The 17,955-nt window shown below is 65.7% G+C and carries 8 protein-coding genes; 3 read left to right on the top strand and 5 right to left on the bottom strand.

The window, feature by feature from the left end:
* Positions 1-128: 128 nt before the first annotated feature.
* Together Q0L25_RS18830 and Q0L25_RS18825 are read right to left on the bottom strand one after the other, a co-directional pair.
* Positions 129-884, bottom strand: coding sequence for a FadR/GntR family transcriptional regulator (locus Q0L25_RS18830; RefSeq protein WP_296616955.1), 756 nt, complete (start codon positions 882-884; stop codon positions 129-131).
* 136 nt (positions 885-1,020) lie between these two features.
* The gene (locus tag Q0L25_RS18825; RefSeq protein WP_296616953.1) at positions 1,021-5,064 is read right to left on the bottom strand and encodes a glycosyl hydrolase; all 4,044 of its coding nucleotides are present in this window, start codon (positions 5,062-5,064) and stop codon (positions 1,021-1,023) included.
* 196 nt (positions 5,065-5,260) lie between these two features.
* On the opposite strand from Q0L25_RS18825, the gene Q0L25_RS18820 reads away from it, so the two are divergent.
* Both Q0L25_RS18820 and Q0L25_RS18815 read left to right on the top strand, forming a co-directional pair.
* Entirely contained in the window at positions 5,261-7,354 is a 2,094-nt protein-coding gene (locus Q0L25_RS18820) for a beta-galactosidase (protein ID WP_296616952.1), read from the top strand.
* Positions 7,351-8,553 carry an SGNH/GDSL hydrolase family protein gene (locus tag Q0L25_RS18815; RefSeq protein ID WP_296616950.1) on the top strand — a complete coding sequence of 401 codons (1,203 nt, stop codon included), beginning with the start codon at positions 7,351-7,353 and terminating at the stop codon, positions 8,551-8,553. The genes Q0L25_RS18820 and Q0L25_RS18815 overlap by 4 nt, the downstream gene beginning before the upstream one ends.
* A 153-nt stretch (positions 8,554-8,706) precedes the next feature.
* Here the strand turns inward: Q0L25_RS18815 and Q0L25_RS18810 are convergent, their stop codons facing one another.
* Positions 8,707-10,947 (bottom strand): hypothetical protein, encoded by a 2,241-nt coding sequence (locus tag Q0L25_RS18810; RefSeq protein ID WP_296616948.1) that lies wholly within the window; start codon positions 10,945-10,947, stop codon positions 8,707-8,709.
* 70 nt (positions 10,948-11,017) lie between these two features.
* Complete coding sequence (locus Q0L25_RS18805) at positions 11,018-12,619, bottom strand: alpha-L-fucosidase (RefSeq protein WP_296616946.1); 1,602 nt, start codon at positions 12,617-12,619, stop codon at positions 11,018-11,020.
* Positions 12,620-12,767: 148 nt separating this feature from the next.
* Between Q0L25_RS18805 and Q0L25_RS18800 the strand changes: the two genes are divergently transcribed.
* Positions 12,768-16,841, top strand: coding sequence for a glycosyl hydrolase (locus Q0L25_RS18800; RefSeq protein ID WP_296616945.1), 4,074 nt, complete (start codon positions 12,768-12,770; stop codon positions 16,839-16,841).
* A gap of 9 nt (positions 16,842-16,850) precedes the next feature.
* On the opposite strand, the gene Q0L25_RS18795 is transcribed toward Q0L25_RS18800, so the two are convergent.
* Entirely contained in the window at positions 16,851-17,912 is a 1,062-nt protein-coding gene (locus Q0L25_RS18795) for a hypothetical protein (RefSeq protein ID WP_296616943.1), read from the bottom strand.
* Positions 17,913-17,955 lie beyond the last annotated feature (43 nt).

The raw sequence follows: 17,955 nt of genomic DNA, 5'->3' as shown, positions 1-17,955 counted from the left end.
CCTTTTTCAAGCCTGTCATGGCAATCCTCTCTAAACTCGGCGATCCGCGAACAGCGCGGCCAAGCCGGTCCGATCTTCTAATATAATAGTATCATTAGCGCCGCAAGGCGGTGGAGTCGGGTGAAGGACTATTTCGCCGCTTTGCGCTTGCGCGGCGCACTCGCGCGCTCGAGCCGGTCGAGACCATGGGTGATGATCGCGCGCATCGCCTGCGCTGCGCCGGGACCGTCGCCCGCCTCGATCAGGTCGACGATGCGGGTATGGCCCTGCACGCTCTCTTCGTGCACTTCTGCCTCGCGCACCGGCGAGCTCAGCCGGAACGACGCGAGCAACGCGGTTTCGATCACCGCCGCGAGCGACCGCATCAGCACGTTGCCCGAGGCGTATCCGACCGCCTTGTGGAAATCGAGATCGGCATGGGCGAAGTCGCTCGCGCTGTTCGTCGCTTGGGCCATGCGGGCGAGGCAGCCGCGCAGGATCTTTATGTCTTCCGGCGTGGCCTGTTCGGCCGCGGCTTCGGCCGCCGCCGGCTCGATCGCCATGCGGATCGCGGCAATGTCGCGGATGAAGTCCACATCCAGTCCCTGGGCGACCTTCCATGCCAGGATGTCGGCGTCGAAGAAGTTCCAGTGCGCGCTGTCGAGCACAGTGGTGCCGACGCGTGTCCGGGCAACGATCAGACCCTTGGCGGTCAAGGTCTTGAACGCTTCGCGCAGCACGGTGCGCGACACGCCGAAGCGCGCCAGCATCTCCGCTTCGGACGGCAATTTCGACCCCGGCGGGAAGACACCCGACAGGATATCGCTGCCGATCGAGCGTGCGACCTGATCCGCGTTCGACAGGGTCGCGTCGACGATCCTTCCGAAATCAGGACGGGGCTGCATCGTCATTGGTCTCCTGCGATCGCCCGGGGCCGGAAATCCGATCGGGGTCGTAAACCGTATGACAATAAGGGCCGGAACTCGATACGCGCAAGCGGCAGCCGCATCGCAGCCCCGGAGCCGAGAGACCTGACGGGCGTCACCTCAGCTCGATCTCGTCGGCGAACACCACGCGAACCGGGCCGAGCAGTCCCGAATCCACCAGCGGCTCGTCCTTCGAATAGAAGGTCCAGGGCGAGAAGGTGACGCGACCGCCGGGCGGCTTTGGCTGGCCGGCCTTGTACCAATCGGGGAAGGCCGTGATCTTGCGCGCCATGATCGGTACCTTCTTGCCGTCGGCCCCGACGCGCTCACCGATCGCCCAATCGCCGTCGACATATTTGCCATCTTCGGGCAGCGCCGCGTCGGCGATCATGCGGTTGACCCAGAGGTTGGTGACCGCGACCGCGACCGTGTTGGCGCCGGCATGGACGACATCGGTGATGTCGACGCGATACGGCTCTTTCCACACGACGCCGAGATCCTTGCCGTTGACCGTGACCCCGGCCAGCACTTCGACGCGGCCGAGGTCGAGGAAGACGCGCCGACCCTTGCGTAACGCCGTGGCGGGAATGGCGATCTCGCGCTCGTAGGTCGCGGTGCCGGAAAAGTGCCGGATGCCGTCATCAGCGTTGCGGCTAAGCGAGTCCAGACGCGGCAACGTCGCGCTAGCCGGCGCCCCTCTGCCCGGTTGAAACCGCACCGCCCACGGTCCGTCGACCATGATCGGCTCCGGCACTGTGGCCGTGAAGCTCGCGCCGTTATCGGTCGTGTACTTGCCGGTCTGCCAGGCCAGCGCGTCGAGCTTTCCGCTGTCGCGCCGCGTCAGCGTCACGGGCGAGGCGCCGATGGCCGGAAGCGGCGGCCCCATCGCGGCATCCGCGGCGATTTCGGCCGGCGTCAAGGCGCGCGGCACGGTCGCGAGCGGAGTCGCATTGCCCTCGAAGAAATAGGTCACACCGGTCGGCGATGGCGCGTCGCTTCCGCCAGCATAGACGCGGCGCCCGCTCTTCAGGCCGGTGCGCACCAGCTTGCCGTTGAGATAGAAGTTCGGCACGCCCCGGTCATAGACCAGGACGACGTGGGTCCAGCCGCTGATCGGGGTACGGCTGACCAGAACGGCCGGCACGACATCGGGCGAAACACGTTCGATCACCATCGCGCCGTTGCGGCCGATCGCGAGCCCGGCCACTGCCGTTCCCTCGCCGTGCAGGTCGCGGCCCGAGCGCGCGTTGATCAGATAATTCTTGCCGGTCTCATTGATCCGCCCGTCGACCTTCTCGTCGGGCATCACACGGAGATCGATGTCGGGCTTGGCCCAGAGCGAGAGGGTGAAACTGTCCGAAGGCGCGGGCGGCGCCTTGACCGGCGCGGCGTCGAGATCGGCGACGCGCCGGCCATCGCGCGCGATCCACTTGATGCTTCGCGCCATGCTGCCCGGATCGAGCATGACGAAGGTCGAGCCGGCCGGCGACAAGTCGAACGACACGGTGGTAGCCATCGCGTCGCTGTCGAACAGAGCCGGACGGGCGACCTTGCCCGTTTCCGCATCCCATAAGGCCGGCACGGCATTGCCGACGCGAAAGGTGCAACGCACGGTTTCCGCACGGCGCTGACGGTTGGCGACGAAATACATGTCGCTCGCGGACAATCGCCGGTGCAGCCATACCACCTGGCCATCCGGGCTGTCGGTGCGGCATTGCGCGTCGGGCGCCACCTTCAGGCCGACGAGAGCGTCGGCAATGCTGCCGCTCGACAACACCCTGCCCTTGCCCACCGCACGGGCCGGCGATGCGGCGGGACCGCTGCCCCACAGCGCCGCGACCGCCGTATCGAAGGCGCGGTCGCCCGCCGACTTGCCGACGAGCGTGAGCGAATGCTGCGGCCGCGGGCCCAGGATCGTCGCACCTTGTTCGACCAGGGCATGGAGCCGCTCGGCAAGCGCCGGCGTCATGCTCGACAAGGTCGCGGGCAGCACCAGCAAGCGGTAACGCGCACCGTTGGGCAGGACGATCGCGCCGTCCTCGACATGCGCGCGGGTCAGCAACACCTCGGCATTGACCAGGTCGTAATTATAGCCCGGCGGCATCTGCGGATCGAAATATTGCCCGATCTTCGGATTGGTGTCGGGCGACACATCGGGCCGGACATATTCGGATTCGTTGGGGCTTTCCTCGCCGACGAAATAGAGGATGTCGGCGACATAAGTCCCCTGGCGCAGGAGATATTGGCTGCGCGCGAGATAGTCCATCCAAGCCTTAGACTGCGCGAACCAGGTGTTCGAGCGTTCGAGATTGATCCCCCATGGTCCCATGCTCATGCCCGGAACGGCATTGGGATCGGGCTGGTGGGCGTAACGGTGGAAGAAGATCTGGTTGAACCCTTGCGCGAACATCTGGTCGCCCAACAGCTTCATCGCATAGGGATAATCCTGCCACCGGCTGGTCTCCGCCTCGCCGGTGAATGCCTCGGCAGCGATGACCGGCTTGCCGTAAACATGCGCCGCCGACGAGACCATCTTGACCGAACGGTTGTCGGTCCAGGGCGTCCGCGTCCAGAATTCGGTCATCGGCACTTGCGCGCGACCAGATACCTGCAGTTCGTCGAACGGTCCCGGCCCGTAGCCCTCAACATGGAACCGCAAGCCCGCCGCATTCGCATTGGCCTGCATCCGGCCGTAATAATTGTCGGCCATCAGGTCGGCGAGCGTGCGGCGGAAATCGAACAGGAAGCGGTTCGAGGTGTCGAGATCGCCGACGATCCGCCCGGTCAGCGCCGGCAGATAGGGCAGCATCGAATAGCCGTTACGTTTTTGGAAATCGGCGGGCAGCGCGGCGGTCCAGTTCTGCAGCCCGGCCTCGTAGCTGTCGATCTCGAGCATGTCGAAGGTCGAGCCGGCGAGCGGCCCCGACGCCTTGACCAGTCGATCGACGCTGCTCTTGAACTGGAAGTCGGTCGCCGCGGCGTCGAGCTTGTCGACCTCGAGCCCACGCCCCGAATCCGAGGCGGAGACGTTGAGGTGCCCGGTCGTGGTGTGGCCGAAACGCAGGATCGTCCAGCGGCCCGGCGGCGGCGTCCAGCGCAACGTGCCCGAGGCGTCGACGCGGGCACTGAGGTCGATGATCGTCTTCGGGTCGATCGCATAGCGGGCCAGCAGGTCGGACGGCCGGGCCTCGACCGCGGGCAGCATGTGAAACAGATGTTCGCCCTTGTTGCCCCAATCGTCGATCCGCGGCGTCGCGTAGAACAGGGCCTCGGCGAGCTTGAGCTTGTCCTTGGGCGTGACGCGGAAATAGCGTGCGGTGACGGCCGGAAAATTGATGCTGCCCGGCGCTTCGATCCCGCGCTCGTGCTGGACCGGTGCCGATACCTCGCCAATCTTCTTCCAGTCCTTGCCGTCGTCCGACGCCTCGATCGTCGCGGAAAAGGCCTTGGCGTCGATATCGCCGTAGAGCGTGACCGCCTGCGCGGTGAACGGCCCCTTCATTTCGATCACCAGCGGCGCATCGGGGGCGATGTCGACCGAGCTGTGCAGGTCGCGGTCGGTCAACATGCCCGTCGCAACCGGGCCGCCGACGCGCATCGCGGCGATCGCGTCACGATAGACGCTCTCGTCGCCGTCGCTCGCGGGGAAAGCGAGCACTGCCGCGTCCCGGTAGAAATCCTGCTTGGCATAGGGCCGGGCGAGCTTGATCGCGACCGGCTTGCCGCCGGCGATCGTCGTCTCGTTCCACACGATCTGTTGCATCGAGCGGTCGGGCGTGATCCACGGCCCGCCCGACGACGACCAGCCCGGCGCGTTGTGCAGCCCGACCTTCAGCCCGAGCGCCTTGGCTCGCTCCATCATATGCGTCATCAGCTCAAGCCATTGCGGGCTGAGATAGTCGACCGGCCCCTTGGGGACGTCGCTGCTGCCGTCGAACATCATCGCGCCGCCAAGCCCGGCATCGCGCATCGCCGTGAGATCGGCGTCGATCCCTTCCCTGGAGACGTTGCCGTTCATCCAGAAATAGAGCGTGTTGGGCCGGACGTCCGCCGGCGGATTGCGAAAGGTCGCCGCATCGGGATCGGTTGGCGCTGCCGCAGGCACCGGGGCGGACACCGGTGCATCCTTCGCCCAGGCTGCCGCTGCCAGCGCAACCATGGCGCACCCAGCCGCGAATCGCCCGATACCCGTCATTCCCGTTCCTCTCCGACCATCGCGATCACCTGCCGCGACTGCGCAAACATCATATAAACATATTATTTGGCGCAAAGCCATGATTTCGCTAGGATGGTTGCCGTCGCGCCGGCAAGCTGACGCGCCGAATAGAACAGATAGCCAATATCAAAGGGATAGGATGTCGGGTCGCGGAATCTTTGCCCTGCTGGCGGCAAGCTTGCTGACGAGCATGCCCGCCGCGTCGGTGCCACAGCGAACGCCGCTCCCCTTTCCCGAACGTGCGACCGCCTTCGCAACGCGTCCGGCGATCGCGGTCGGCACCGCCTGGTATCCCGAACAATGGCCCGAGGCGCGCTGGGACGTCGATCTCGCCATGATGAAGGCGACCGGGTTCAACACGGTACGCATCGGCGAGTTCGCGTGGAGCCGGATGGAGCCCGAAGAGGGCCGGTTCGATTTCGCCTGGCTCGACCGCGCGATCGCGGCGGCCGAACGCCACGGCATGATGGTCGTGCTCGGCACGCCGACCGCAGCACCGCCCGCCTGGTTGACCCAGAAATATCCCGACGTGCTGCGCGTCGACGAGAACGGCGCGCGCGCCGGCCATGGCGCGCGCCGCCAATTCTCCTTCGCGAGCAAGCGCTATCGCGACCTCAGCCGCCGCATCGCGATCGAGTTGGCGAAACGTTACGGGCACAATCCCGCGGTGGTCGGCTGGCAGATCGACAATGAGATCGGCCCGCCCTCTTTCGACGACGAAGCTCTGGCCGCCTGGCACGCTTTCCTCAAGGCGCGCTATGGCGCGATCGACGTGCTCAACCGGCGCTGGGCGACCCAATATTGGAGCCAATATTATAACGATTTCGACCAGGTGCCGCTCCACGCCACCGGTCAGCAGAACCCGGCCCTGCTGCTCGACTTCAAGCATTTCGCCACCGCGACGTGGATCGATTACATCCAGAACCAGGTGCAGGCGATCCGCCCGCTGATCGATCCGCGGATGTTCGTCACCACCAACACGATGTTCTGGAACGCCGGGTTCGACCATTTCGCGATGCACCGCGGCCTCGATATCGCTTCATGGGACAATTACATTCCCGACGGGCGGCCCGATTGGGTGGCGAACGGCGCCAATCACGACCTTGTCCGCGGCTACAAGCAGCGCAATTTCTGGCTGATGGAAACACAACCGGGGCGCGTCGATTGGGTCACGGTCAATCGCGCGCTCGATCCCGGTCAGGTACGCGAAATGGCGTGGCAGGCGGTCGCGCATGGCGCCGATGCCGTACTTTATTGGCAATGGCGTCCGGCCGCGAACGGCCAGGAAACCTATCATGGCGCGATCCTGGGTCAGGATGGCGAGCCCAACCCAATCCAGCCGGAGATCGCGAAGACTGCCGACGAACTGACCAAGGTCGCGCCGCTGCTCGCCGACACTCAGCCGGTCGCGCGGGTCGCGATGATCTTTTCCTATGACAGCCGCTGGGCGATCGACCTGCAGCGGCTCCATCGCGACTTCGACCCGGTCAAGGCGTTCACCGATTTCTACCGCCCACTGCGCATCCAGTCGCAAGGTGTGGCGATCGTGCCGGCGGAGGCCGATCTGTCGCGCTACCCGTTGGTCGTCGCGCCCAATCTCAATGTGCTGACCGAGGATCAGGCCAGGGCGCTCGAACGCTATGTCCGCGCCGGCGGGCATCTCGTGCTCGGCCCACGCTCGGGGATGAAGGACGATGCCGACGCCTTGTGGCCACAACGGCAGCCCGGGCCGCTGGTCGATCTGCTCGGCGCGCGGGTCGAGCAATTCTACGCGCTGGATCAGGGAGTCGGCATTACCGGAAGTATCGACGGGAACGCCTCGATCTGGGCGGAAGCGCTGACGCCAATCGCGCCCGACGTCCGGACGCTCGCCACGTATCGCGATGCCGGCGGCTGGCTCGACGGCAAGCCTGCCATCGTCACGCGCAGGGTCGGTCGCGGCAGCATTACCTATGTCGGTGCGTGGCTCGATGCCGCGACGATGGCAAAGCTCGCCGCCAACCTGCTCGCCGATGCCAGGATCGCGCCGATCGTCGCGAGCGCCGATCCCGACCTGGAGATCGCCGAGCGCGCCGGCGCTGGCAAACGCCTGGTGATCGTCATCAATCATGGCAATGTCGCGCATCCGATCACCCTGCCCGCCGGCGCCTCTCCTGTCGAAAGCGACTGGGCCGACGGCCGGATCGCCGCGCATGGCGTGGCCCTGTTCGAATTCGCTCGCGGAGGAAAATGATGAAACCTGGCCTCACCCTCGCCTTGCCACTGATCGGCCTGCTGGCCGTCGCCGCTGCCGGAACACCGGAACGCTGGGTGCCCGGTTGGGCCGCGCCGCCGATCGGCTACGAGCCCAAGATCAAGGAAGCGCTCGGCCGTCCGTTCAAGGACGAGAGCGTCCGGCAGGATCTCCGCGCGGGGATCGCCGGCCGGGCGATCCGCGTGCGCTTCTCCAATGAGCTGTCGGATGAGCCTTTGCGTATCGGCGCGGCGTCGATCGTGCGGCTCGACGCGCAGGATAAGCCGATTGCCGGCAGCCTGCGCTCGCTGACCTTCTCGGGCGCCACCGATACGGTCATCCCGGTGCGCGCACCCATGCTGTCCGATCCGATCGCCTATCCGGTAGCGGCCGGGGAACGGCTGGCCATCACGGTCTATTATCCGGAGGAAGCGGCGCCGCCCGCGCATGCGCAAATGGTCGACGTTGTCGCCGGCAATGGCACCAATTCGGTCACGTTGACCAATCCGCAGCGCGCGCGAGCCCCGGGCGTGGTCAGCGGCCTGGAGGTGACCGGCACGGCCGCGACGCGCGTTTTGGTGACGTTCGGCGATTCGATCACTGAGGGCGCCGGCGCATCCAAGGCAATGAGCTGGCCCGACCAGCTCGGCCGCCTGCTCGCCGCCAATCCGCGCGGTCGCTGCTGGGCGGTCGTCAATGAAGGGATCAGCGGCAACCGGCTGCTCAGCATGGGGCGCGGACCGGATGCCCTGTCACGCTTCGACCGCGACGTGCTCGCCGTGCCCAATGCCACCCATGTCGTGATCCTCGAAGGCATCAACGATATCGGCAAGGTGCGCGACCCAAAGGACTGGCAGCCTCCCGCCGCCAACCTGATCGCGGCCTATGAGCAGATGCTGGCGCGGGCGAAGGCGCGCGGGCTCAAGGTGATCATCGGGACGCTGCTACCCTATGAAGGGGCGGCCTATGCCGACGCGGCCGGGGAACAGCGGCGGGAGACGGTCAATGCGTGGATACGGGCGAATGCCAAACGGTTCGATGGCGTGATCGACTTCGACGCGGCGATGGGCGAGCCCGGCAAGCCGACCGTGATGCGGCTGACCGAGCAGATCGGGGATCATCTGCATCCGAACGATGCCGGCTACGCGCGGATGGCGAAGACCGCGCTGCCAGTGATTGTGGCGCAGGGTTGCCGTTAAGAGGTCGGCTCCCGGCGAGTTTTCATTTACTTCGTCACCCCGGCCCTGTGCCGGGGTCCAACCCTCCCAAACGGAATCCCTCCGTTGTTGCTCGTTGGATGCCGGAACAAGTCCGGCATGACGTTGACGGAAGTGTCGGTACTTTCGACGCGATCACCGTTCGACGCGGATCAGATAGCTCGTCGTCGCCGGGCTGCCGACCGGGATCTCCCAGCCGGGTTCGATCATCTTGCCGGCGATCTCCTTGCCGATCGGCCGCGCGGACCCGTCGAGCGGCTGGGCGAACACGCCGACCGCGCCTTCCAGTCCCTTGAGCGTTACCCAGCCGGTGATCGGCTCGATCAAGGTCGGGGCGGTGCCCCAAACGGTCAGGTTCGACCCGCGCTCGTCCCATTTCTGGCCCGTATTCTCCTCGCGCCCGGTCGTCGTCATCAGGATGCGATTGGACAAATCGAGCGGCTTGCCGTCGAGCGAGGAGAGCGTGATCACCGCGAACCTGTTGCGGATCTGCGCCGACAGGTTGCGCGTCTCGACCTTGTTGGCCGAAATGAAGCCGACCAAGGCCTGGCTGCGCGGGCTGTCGACGCTGACCAGACCGTTCTTGCCGCCGTCGGTCAGCCAGCTGAGCTCGCCGGTGTCCGAGACGATCGGGTTCATCGGCCCGAGCGGCGCCGGAAGGCTCGGCTTGCAGTCGAGGCATGACACGCGCGAGCCGTGGACGAGCGGAATGCGCACATCGAAGCCGGGCGTGTAATAGGGCATCGCCGCGCGCGGCAGCCGCGCCGCTTCGCTGATCTGATCGGTCGAATAGGAGCGCGTCAGCATCGTCTTCGCCGCCGACACGTCGCCGCGCAGGAAGATCATCGCGCCGACCGGCATCTGCGCCATCTTCACCGGATCGAGCGTCATGTCGAAATGGTCGGTGATCATCGGGGTCCACTCGCCCGCGACCTTGGTCTCGAACGTGTAGAAGAATACCGCGTCCCAATCCTGCAGCGACGCATAGGAGGCCAGGATCGGGATCATCTCCGCGCCGTAATCGGTCGGGAACGGCTCGTTGACCTCGCTGACCGTGAACGGTTTGCCCGCGACCGCGCTGCGCGCCAGCTTGAGGATGGTGGAGAGCTCGGGTGAATTGACCATCGGCTCGTTGCGTTGACCGTAGATTGCCGGGTGCTGCCAATAAACGTGCGCATCGACGATGTCGGACTTGATCAGCGTCCGCAGCAGCGGCTGGTTGGCCATGAAATAGGTGTGGTCGGCCATCGGGATGATCGGCACCTTCACCCCGACCTCGTCCTTCAGAAACCGCTTCATCTCGGCGTGGAAGCCGATTTCGACCGAGGTCAGGAACGCGATCTCGGCATCGAGCCGCAGCCGCGGCGCATCGGGATGGTCGCCGCGGCGCATGAACGGCACCGGTTGGCCGTCGCCAACGCCCGCCAAGCGGTGCAGTTCGGCGACCTGAGCGGGCGTGCGGTTCTTCGCTAGCCAGTCGTTGTACATCCTGACCAGCAGCGCCTCGTAATGCGGCGTCATGTCGAGCTGGTAGTTGGGTCCGTCCTTCGTCCGTTCGCCGCGCAGCCAGTTGCGCGCCCAGAATTCGAGCAGCGAATTCTCGTTCACCACCTCGACCAGCGCCACCGCCGGATCGTCGGCATAGCGCAACCCGGTATAGGCGTTGCGATGGCCGAGCAGCTGCCTGGCGTAATCCTTTTGCAGCGCGACCAGCTCGGGCCCGAAATAGGTGAACGCCTTGGCATTGTTGATCAGGTCGACATCAGGGACGTTATCGCCGGATTTGAACACCCGCCCGACATTGAGGTTGAAGTCGGCATAGATGCCGTTCTTCTTGAGCTGGGCGATCCAGTAATCGAGCCGGTCGAGCTGGTCGGGATTGAAATGCTGACTGTCGGGCAGGTCGCCGCGGATCAGTCCGCGCGGCGCGTGGGTGAAGGGCCCCGCCTGGGGCGAGATAGCAGCACCTTCGTTGCGCAGCGGCAGCGCGGTATCGGGGCGGTCGAGGAAATGGAGGCGAACGCAATTGACCCCGAGCCGGGCAAGCGCTGCCGCATAGGTTTCCGCCGCCTTATGGTCGGGCAATTCCGCCGAACCCTTGGCGAACCCGGTCATGTTGAAGCCCCAGCAGCGGAAACGCTTGCCGTCGCCGCGATAGAGATGGCCGTCCTGGACGCGGATGAAGCCTTGGCTGCCGGCCGGACCGTCGTGAACGAAGCGCGCATCGGCGGCGGAATCGACCCGGACCTCGTGGTCGACGGTGAAAGGCTGCAGCGCCGGCGCATCCGACTGCGCACCCACCGCGCTCGCGCCGAGCAATGCCGTGGCGATCGCCGCCCAACGGCTCCAGCCTACCAGTCGGCCCTGCTTTCCCATCACAACCCCCGATGCCCATCGTTGTGGCTCATGGCGGCCGGCCCCGTGCCGGCGGCCGTTCAATGAGAGATCAATGCGTCCGGATTCGTAGCGCGTAGGGGAAGGACCCATCCGCCGCCGGAGGCAGGCTGACCTTCAACCCCTGCGGCGTCTGCTGCCAGCTGATCTTGCCGCCATCGAGCAATTCGATGCTCTTGATCGGCGCATCGAGATAGGGCGTGCCGGCATAGAGCGTCTTGATCAGCACCGCGCCGTCCTTGGGCCGTGCCAAGCCAAGCGCGTAGACAACATTGCCCTTGGTGGTGAAGCGGATGTCGGCCGGCGTGAAGCCCTTGATCGCCGATTGCTCGACCTGACCGCCGACGCGGGTCTGGCCCGACTTGGTCGGGCCTTCGCCGAAATATTTGAACGGCCGCGTGCCGTAGATCGCCTCGCCATTGACTCTGAGCCAGCTGCCCATCCCCTTGAGGACCGAGACGATCTCGTCGGGGATCGTGCCGTCCGACTTCGGCCCGACATTGAGCAGCAGATTGCCGTTCTTGCTGACGATGTCGATCAGGTCGGCGATCAAGGATTGCGGGGTGCGATACGTGTCGTTCTTCGCATAGCCCCAGCTCTTGAGGCTGACCGACGTGTCCGATTGCCAGGGCGTCAGCCGGAGCTGGTCGGTCTTGCCGCGCTCCATGTCGAACATGGCGCTGCCCTCGGCGAACTGGCCGCCTTTATAGGCGATGATCCCCGGCGCCCCCCAGCTCGCGCTGCGATTGTAATAATAAGCCGCGGTGTCGCGCATCCGCGTTTCAAACATCGGGGCGGCGGTCCACCAGTCGAAATAGATCAGCTCGGGATGATATTTGTCGATCAGCTCCGACGTGCGCCCCATCCAGTCGTCCATGAACGCCTTGCTCGGCGGCAGCCATTCCTGGAGCTGGTTGCCGTCGGGCCAGTTGGTCGGACCGTCGGCGGGCAGCCCCATCGGCGCGGCAGGACCGTAGAGCCCGGCATTCTTCGGATCGTTGACGTCGGAATCGAACGTGCGGCCCATATAATACCACCACCAATGCTCGGCACGGTGCGACGACAGGCCGAAATGCATGCCGCGCGCCCGCGCCGCCCTAGCGATCAGCCCGACCACGTCACGATGCGGCCCCATCTCGGCGGCATCCCATTCGGTCAGATCGGACTTGTACATGGCAAAGCCGTCGCAATGCTCGGCGACCGGGACGACATAGCGCGCCCCGGCGTCGGAGAAGAGCTGGACCCAGGCGGCGGGATCGAACTTCTCCGCCTTGAACATCGGGATGAAGTCCTTGTAGCCGAACTTCGATTGCGGGCCGTAAGTCGCGACCTGGTGCTCGTAGGCGGCGTTGCCCGGCACGTACATGTTGCGCGAATACCATTCGTTGGCGAAGGCTGGGACCGAATAGACTCCCCAATGGATGAAGATGCCGAACTTGGCGTCGCGGAACCAATCGGGCGTGCGATAGCCGGCGCGGAGCGAATCCCAGTCGGACTTGAACGGCCCCTTCGCGATCCCCGCTTTGACATTGGCCAATTTGGTGGCGAGCTTCGCCTGATAGCCCGGAATTTCGGCCGACGCCGACGAGGCCGCCAAAGCCAGTGCGGCACATGCCGCCGCTCCACGCGCGACGCTCCTGATCAGCCTGCCCATCGCTCTCTCCCGGTCAAAATGCGCGCGGCTGATGCGCGTCGCCATGGCTCATGGCTTAAATCAGCGCGCCCGCGCCGATCAAGCTTTATTATCGTATCATATTACATTATCGCAGCAACCTAGCGCCAGCGATGGGCGGGAGAGGATTATGGGAATCGGACGTCGGGAGTTCCTGGCGGGCGCCGCTGCAGGAAGCTTCGCGGTCGCGTTGAACTGGCCGGACACGAGCGAGGCGGCGACCGGCGATATGCTGCTCGACCAGTTCCGCTCGCCGGGACCCGATGCGCGCCCGCACACCTGGTGGCATTGGATGAACGGCAACGTCACCGCCAAGGGAATCACGCTCGACCTCGAGGCGCTTGCTCGCGTCGGAGTCGGTGGCGTGCACATGTTCGATGTCGGCTGCGGCATCCCGCAAGGCCCGGCCACGACACTGAGCGACGAGTGGGTGACGATGATCCGCCACGCCGCCGACGAATGCGGCCGGTTGGGCCTGACGCTCGTGCTGCACAATTGCCCGGGCTGGTCGTCGAGCGGTGGTCCATGGATCACACCCGAGCGCGGAATGCAGCAACTCGTGTGGAGCGAACTGACGGTCGAGGATGGCGCCGCGGTCGACCGCGTGCTGCCGCGTCCCTTCTCCCGGCTCGAATATTATCGCGACGCGATGGTGATCGCCTATCCCGCGCTCCCGGGCGATCGCGCCGCCGCGCGCGGCCAGATCGTCCGTGCCACGTTGAACGGCGCGCCCGCCGACGTCCGGCTGATCACCGACGGCGACGATTCGACCGCGCTCGACATAAAACCTGGGGACTCGCCGTCCGAGATCGTGCTGGAATTCGCCGCGCCGTATCGCGCCGGTTCGCTTCTGCTGCAGGCGGCGCCACCGGAGGACAATGCCAACTTTTCCCCTTCGGCCGCCTTCACGATCGAGGCGTCGGACGACGGATCGACCTGGCGCCGGCTCGCCCAGGCGCCGGTACCGACATGGCGCGTCCACACCACGCCACCGATCGTCGCCAATTTCACCGAGACCACGGCGCGCTTTTACCGTATTGGCGTACCAGCTGCGTGTCGCCTGTCGGAACTGCGGCTATCGGCCGATCCGCGCGTCACCGACCTTGGCGCCAAGGGCGGCTGGGGCCGCTATGCCAATATCGGCGAGACGCCCGACGCCCCTGCGCCCGCCGCCACGATCGATCCGGCGCAAGTGATCGACATCAGCCGCTTCATGGATGCCGATGGTCGGCTGCGCTGGACGCCCCCCAAGGGCGCCTGGACCATCCTGCGCTTCGGCCACACACCGACCGGCGCGCGCAACGTATCGGCCGCGACCGCGGGCATCGGGCTGGAATGCGACAAATTCAGCGCCGACGCGCTCGACTTCCATTTCGACACCTATTTCCGCGAATTGCTCCCCGCGCTCGAACGGCTCGGCGAGCGCCAGCTCGCGGGCGTGCTGATCGACAGTTACGAAGTCGGCATGCAGAACTGGACCGCGGCCATGCCGCGCGAGTTCGAAGCGCGCCGCGGCTATGACCTGACGCGATACATGCCTGCTTTGACCGGGCGGGTGGTCGGCGATCCCGAGAGGACCGAGCGGTTTCTTTGGGACATGCGCCGACTTCAGGCGATCCTGATGGAAGAGCTTTATTACGGCCGTTTCCACGATCTTTGCCGCCAGCACGGGTTGCTTTCCTTCACCGAGCCCTATGGCAACGGACCGTTCGACGACCAGCGTCCCGGCGCGAAGGTCGACAGTCTGATGGGCGAATTCTGGGTGCGCGGGGGCGCCGCCGCTTATTCGGTCAAGGTCGCGGCGACCACCGCACATGTCCAGGGCAAGACCTTTGTCGGCGCGGAATCCTTCACCGGCCGCCCGGCACAATCGCGCTGGCAGGAGCATCCCTATGCGATGAAGGGCCTGGGCGACGAGATGTACTCGCTCGGGCTCAACCATTTCGTGTTCCATCGCTACGCCCAGCAGCCGCACCCCACTGCGCGGCCGGGCATGACGATGGGGCCTTGGGGATTCCATTTCGACCGCACCAATACGTGGTTCGAGGAAGCCGGACCGTGGCTGAGCTATGCCACGCGCTGCCAGCACATGCTGTCCTCGGGCAATTTCGCCGCCGACCTCCTGTTCTTCACGGGCGAGAATTCGCCGGTGCAATGCCCGGTCGATATCGAGGAGCCGATCGCCGCGACCCTGTCCGGCCCGCGGCCGCGGCTGCCGCATTCGGTGCCGCCGGGATATGATTATGACGTCTGTGGCGCCGACGTGCTGCACGAGCGCGCTCGGGTCGAAGGCAATCATATCGTGCTGCCCGACAGCATGCGGTACCGGTTGCTGGTGATGCCCGACGATCCGCGCATCACGCGCGAGACCTTGGCCCGGATCGACGAGCTGGTCCGCGCGGGCATGTGGCTGGTCGGCGCGCCCGTGGAACGCTCGCACGGCCTGCGCGACTATCCCGACAGCGACGCCGAAGTGAAGCGGCTGGCAAGCGGGCTGTGGGGCGATCTGGACGGCAAGGCGCGAACGTCGCGCGCATGCGGCAAGGGGCGCGTCTTTTGGGGCTTGCCGCTCGAACGGGTGCTGGCCGAGGCCGGACTCGCGGCGGACGTTGCGATCTCGGCACGCGCGAGCGACGCCAAGATCCATTGGATCCATCGCCGCACCGCCGACGCGGAAATCTATTTCATCTCCAACGCGCGCCGGCGCCCTGAAGAGCTGGTCGCGACCTTTCGCGTCTCCGGCCGCCAGCCCGAATGCTGGGACCCGATGACCGGGGAGACCTACCCGCTTCCGGTATATCAAGATGCGGGCGGCCTCACTCGCGTCGCGCTCCGTCTCGACGAGGCAGGTTCGTGCTTCGTCATATTCCGCAAGCCGATCGCAGCGCCCGGTGCGGCAGCGCTGCGCGGACCGGCAGCGGAATTGCTGCGAACGGCGGCCTATCCCATTGCCCCGCGCGAAGAAGCCGAGGGACGTTTCAGCGTCTCGGCCTGGATCAAGCCCGAAGTCGAGCTGTGGCCGATCAGCCCCGACATGGCCGTGCCCGATCCCGAACCCCGTATGGCGGCGGCACGCGCCACAGCACTCGCCCGTGGCGGGAGCGTGGAGACGCTGGGAATTGCCGGTGCCAGTTTCCTCATCGATCCTCCCGCCGGCAAGACGATCTATGGTGCGGGTCATGCCACTCTTGCTATCTCGGCGGGCCGCAACGGCGTCATCGTTTATGCCAATGAGGGCGACAGCTATCGCGCGGTGCTCGCTGCTCCGACGCCGATCGCGGGATGGACCCACCTGGCATTGACCGCCGATAACGGTCGGACCGCATTGTTCCTCGACGGGAAGCCTATCGCCGCCGGGGTGCCAAGCAACGCTCACCTCCACGCGCTGCTCAACGTGACGATCAATCAGCCGCGATTATTCGAGGGAGACAGTGCCGGGGTGACGCTGCATCGCGAAGTGCTCGACCCAGCCGCGATCAGCCGCCTCGCCGCCGGGCAGCTCCCCGCCCCCGCCGCACCGCCGGCGAGCGAAATCGTATCGGGCGGCCTTTTGATCTGGGAAACCGGGCGCCACAGCCTCGGCGATCGCCAGATCGACGCCGGCGCGATCGCTCCGCCGGTCGGTCTCGCCGGGCCGTGGCAAGTTTCCTTCCCGCCCGATCTCGGCGCACCTGCCCAGGTCACGCTCGATCGCCTCACATCGCTCCATCGCCATGCCGATTTCGGCATCCGGCACTTTTCGGGCACGGCGACCTGGCGAACGCGGTTCGCGGTTCCGGCGTCCTCCTTGGGCAGCGACCGGCGCTTGTACATCGATCTCGGGCGCGTCGAGGTGATCGCCCGCGTCACCGTCAACGGCAGGCCGCTGGGCGCGCTGTGGAAGCCGCCCTATCGCATCGACATAACCGACGCGGTACGGCCCGGCGACAATCTGCTCGAAGTCCAGGTGACCAATTTGTGGCCCAACCGCCTGATCGGAGACGAACATTTCCCGCCGGAGAATGCCTATACGGTCAACGCATTCGGCTGGGATGGCGGGATCGAGCGGCTACCCGATTGGTATCGCCAAGGCCGTCCCAAGCCGCCGGGCCAGCGGATCGCCTTCACGACCTGGAAGCATTATTCGGCGGACTCGCCGCTGCTCGAATCCGGGTTGCTCGGACCCGTCCTGCTGCGAAGCGCCCGGTTCGTTCGATTGCGCTGAGCGCATCATCTACCAGGGCCTGGATCGCGCCACCGCCAGGCCCCGCGTGTCGTTGGGCCATTTGCCGCTGACCGCGCAATAGAAGTGATAGAGCGCGCCTTCGTGATAGATCACGGCGGGTTTATGCGCGAATTTCTCGTCGATCGAGCCCGGCGCGCCGATGTCGATCAGCACTTCGTCGACTTTCTCGAAGCTGGTCGGCGTGCGTCCGAGCGCGAGCAGTTCGCGGCACGGGCCGTCATTGGCGCGGCCGAAATAGAACATGCCCCACGTGCCGCGATGCTTGACCACGACCGGGTCGCTCGCGAAGCGCGCGTCGGGAGCGCCATTGGCGCCGTTGCGGATCAGCGGGTTGCCGGGGTGGCGCGTCCAGGTCTTCAAGTCCTTCGACGTGGCGAGACCGGTCTGTTCGAACCACGGCGTACCCATGGTCTTGGCATTGTAGTAGAGGTAGAAGGTGTCGCCTTCCTTGATGAGATAGGGCTTGTAGAGCCCGCCGCGTTCCCATTCGGCGCCGTCTTCCGGGCGCAGGATCACCGGGCCGCGTTGCCAGTGAAGGAAGTCGTCGCTCCAGGCGAGCCCGATCACCGCCGCGCCCTGCTCATATCCTGCGCCGGGATAAGCATGCCAGGCGGCGAGATAGCGCCCGCCGACCTTGATCAGCCGCGCGGGCGACTGGAGTTCATTTTCGCGCAGGATCGAGGCGCAGGCAACATTGTAGCGAGTGACCGGGTCGTTGGGATCGCGCGCGAGGATAATACCCTTGCGCGTCCAGTGCAGCAGGTCGGTCGATTCGCAGATCCCGGTCTGATAGCCCTGCCCATCGAACCCGACATAGGTCAGATAGAATTTGCCATTGGCTGAGAAGACAAATGGACAATCGACGGATTTGGCGTCGAAATCGCCGGAAACGCCCGAACCGCCCAGGATCAGCTTCGGATATTTGTACGGCGTGCGATAGTCGGCGACCGGATCGGTAGTGGCGCGCGCGAAGGCGGGCAGCGCCAGCGCGCCGGCAGCGCCCGCCGTCATGCCGAGAATGCCCCGGCGGTCGAACCTGGCGCTTTCCATCATCCTGCTCCCGTATCCCAGCCGCGCATCCGGCCGTGCGAGA

The sequence above is a fragment of the Sphingomonas sp. genome (assembly GCF_024508665.1).
Classification (GTDB): Bacteria; Pseudomonadota; Alphaproteobacteria; order Sphingomonadales; family Sphingomonadaceae; genus Sphingomonas.
The sequence above is the reverse complement of the archived record's forward strand: the minus strand, read 5'-3'. Positions and strand labels throughout refer to the sequence as shown.

Excerpts from the sequence above, each read along its gene's own strand:
- Q0L25_RS18815 (WP_296616950.1), top strand. The coding sequence starts at position 7,351 with ATGATGAAACCTGGCCTCACCCTCGCCTTGCCACTGATCGGCCTGCTG.
- Q0L25_RS18820 (WP_296616952.1), top strand. The coding sequence starts at position 5,261 with ATGTCGGGTCGCGGAATCTTTGCCCTGCTGGCGGCAAGCTTGCTGACG.
- Q0L25_RS18825 (WP_296616953.1), bottom strand. The coding sequence starts at position 5,064 with ATGGTTGCGCTGGCAGCGGCAGCCTGGGCGAAGGATGCACCGGTGTCC.
- Q0L25_RS18830 (WP_296616955.1), bottom strand. The coding sequence starts at position 884 with ATGCAGCCCCGTCCTGATTTCGGAAGGATCGTCGACGCGACCCTGTCG.
- Q0L25_RS18810 (WP_296616948.1), bottom strand. The coding sequence starts at position 10,947 with ATGGGAAAGCAGGGCCGACTGGTAGGCTGGAGCCGTTGGGCGGCGATC.
- Q0L25_RS18800 (WP_296616945.1), top strand. The coding sequence starts at position 12,768 with ATGGGAATCGGACGTCGGGAGTTCCTGGCGGGCGCCGCTGCAGGAAGC.
- Q0L25_RS18795 (WP_296616943.1), bottom strand. The coding sequence starts at position 17,912 with ATGGAAAGCGCCAGGTTCGACCGCCGGGGCATTCTCGGCATGACGGCG.
- Q0L25_RS18805 (WP_296616946.1), bottom strand. The coding sequence starts at position 12,619 with ATGGGCAGGCTGATCAGGAGCGTCGCGCGTGGAGCGGCGGCATGTGCC.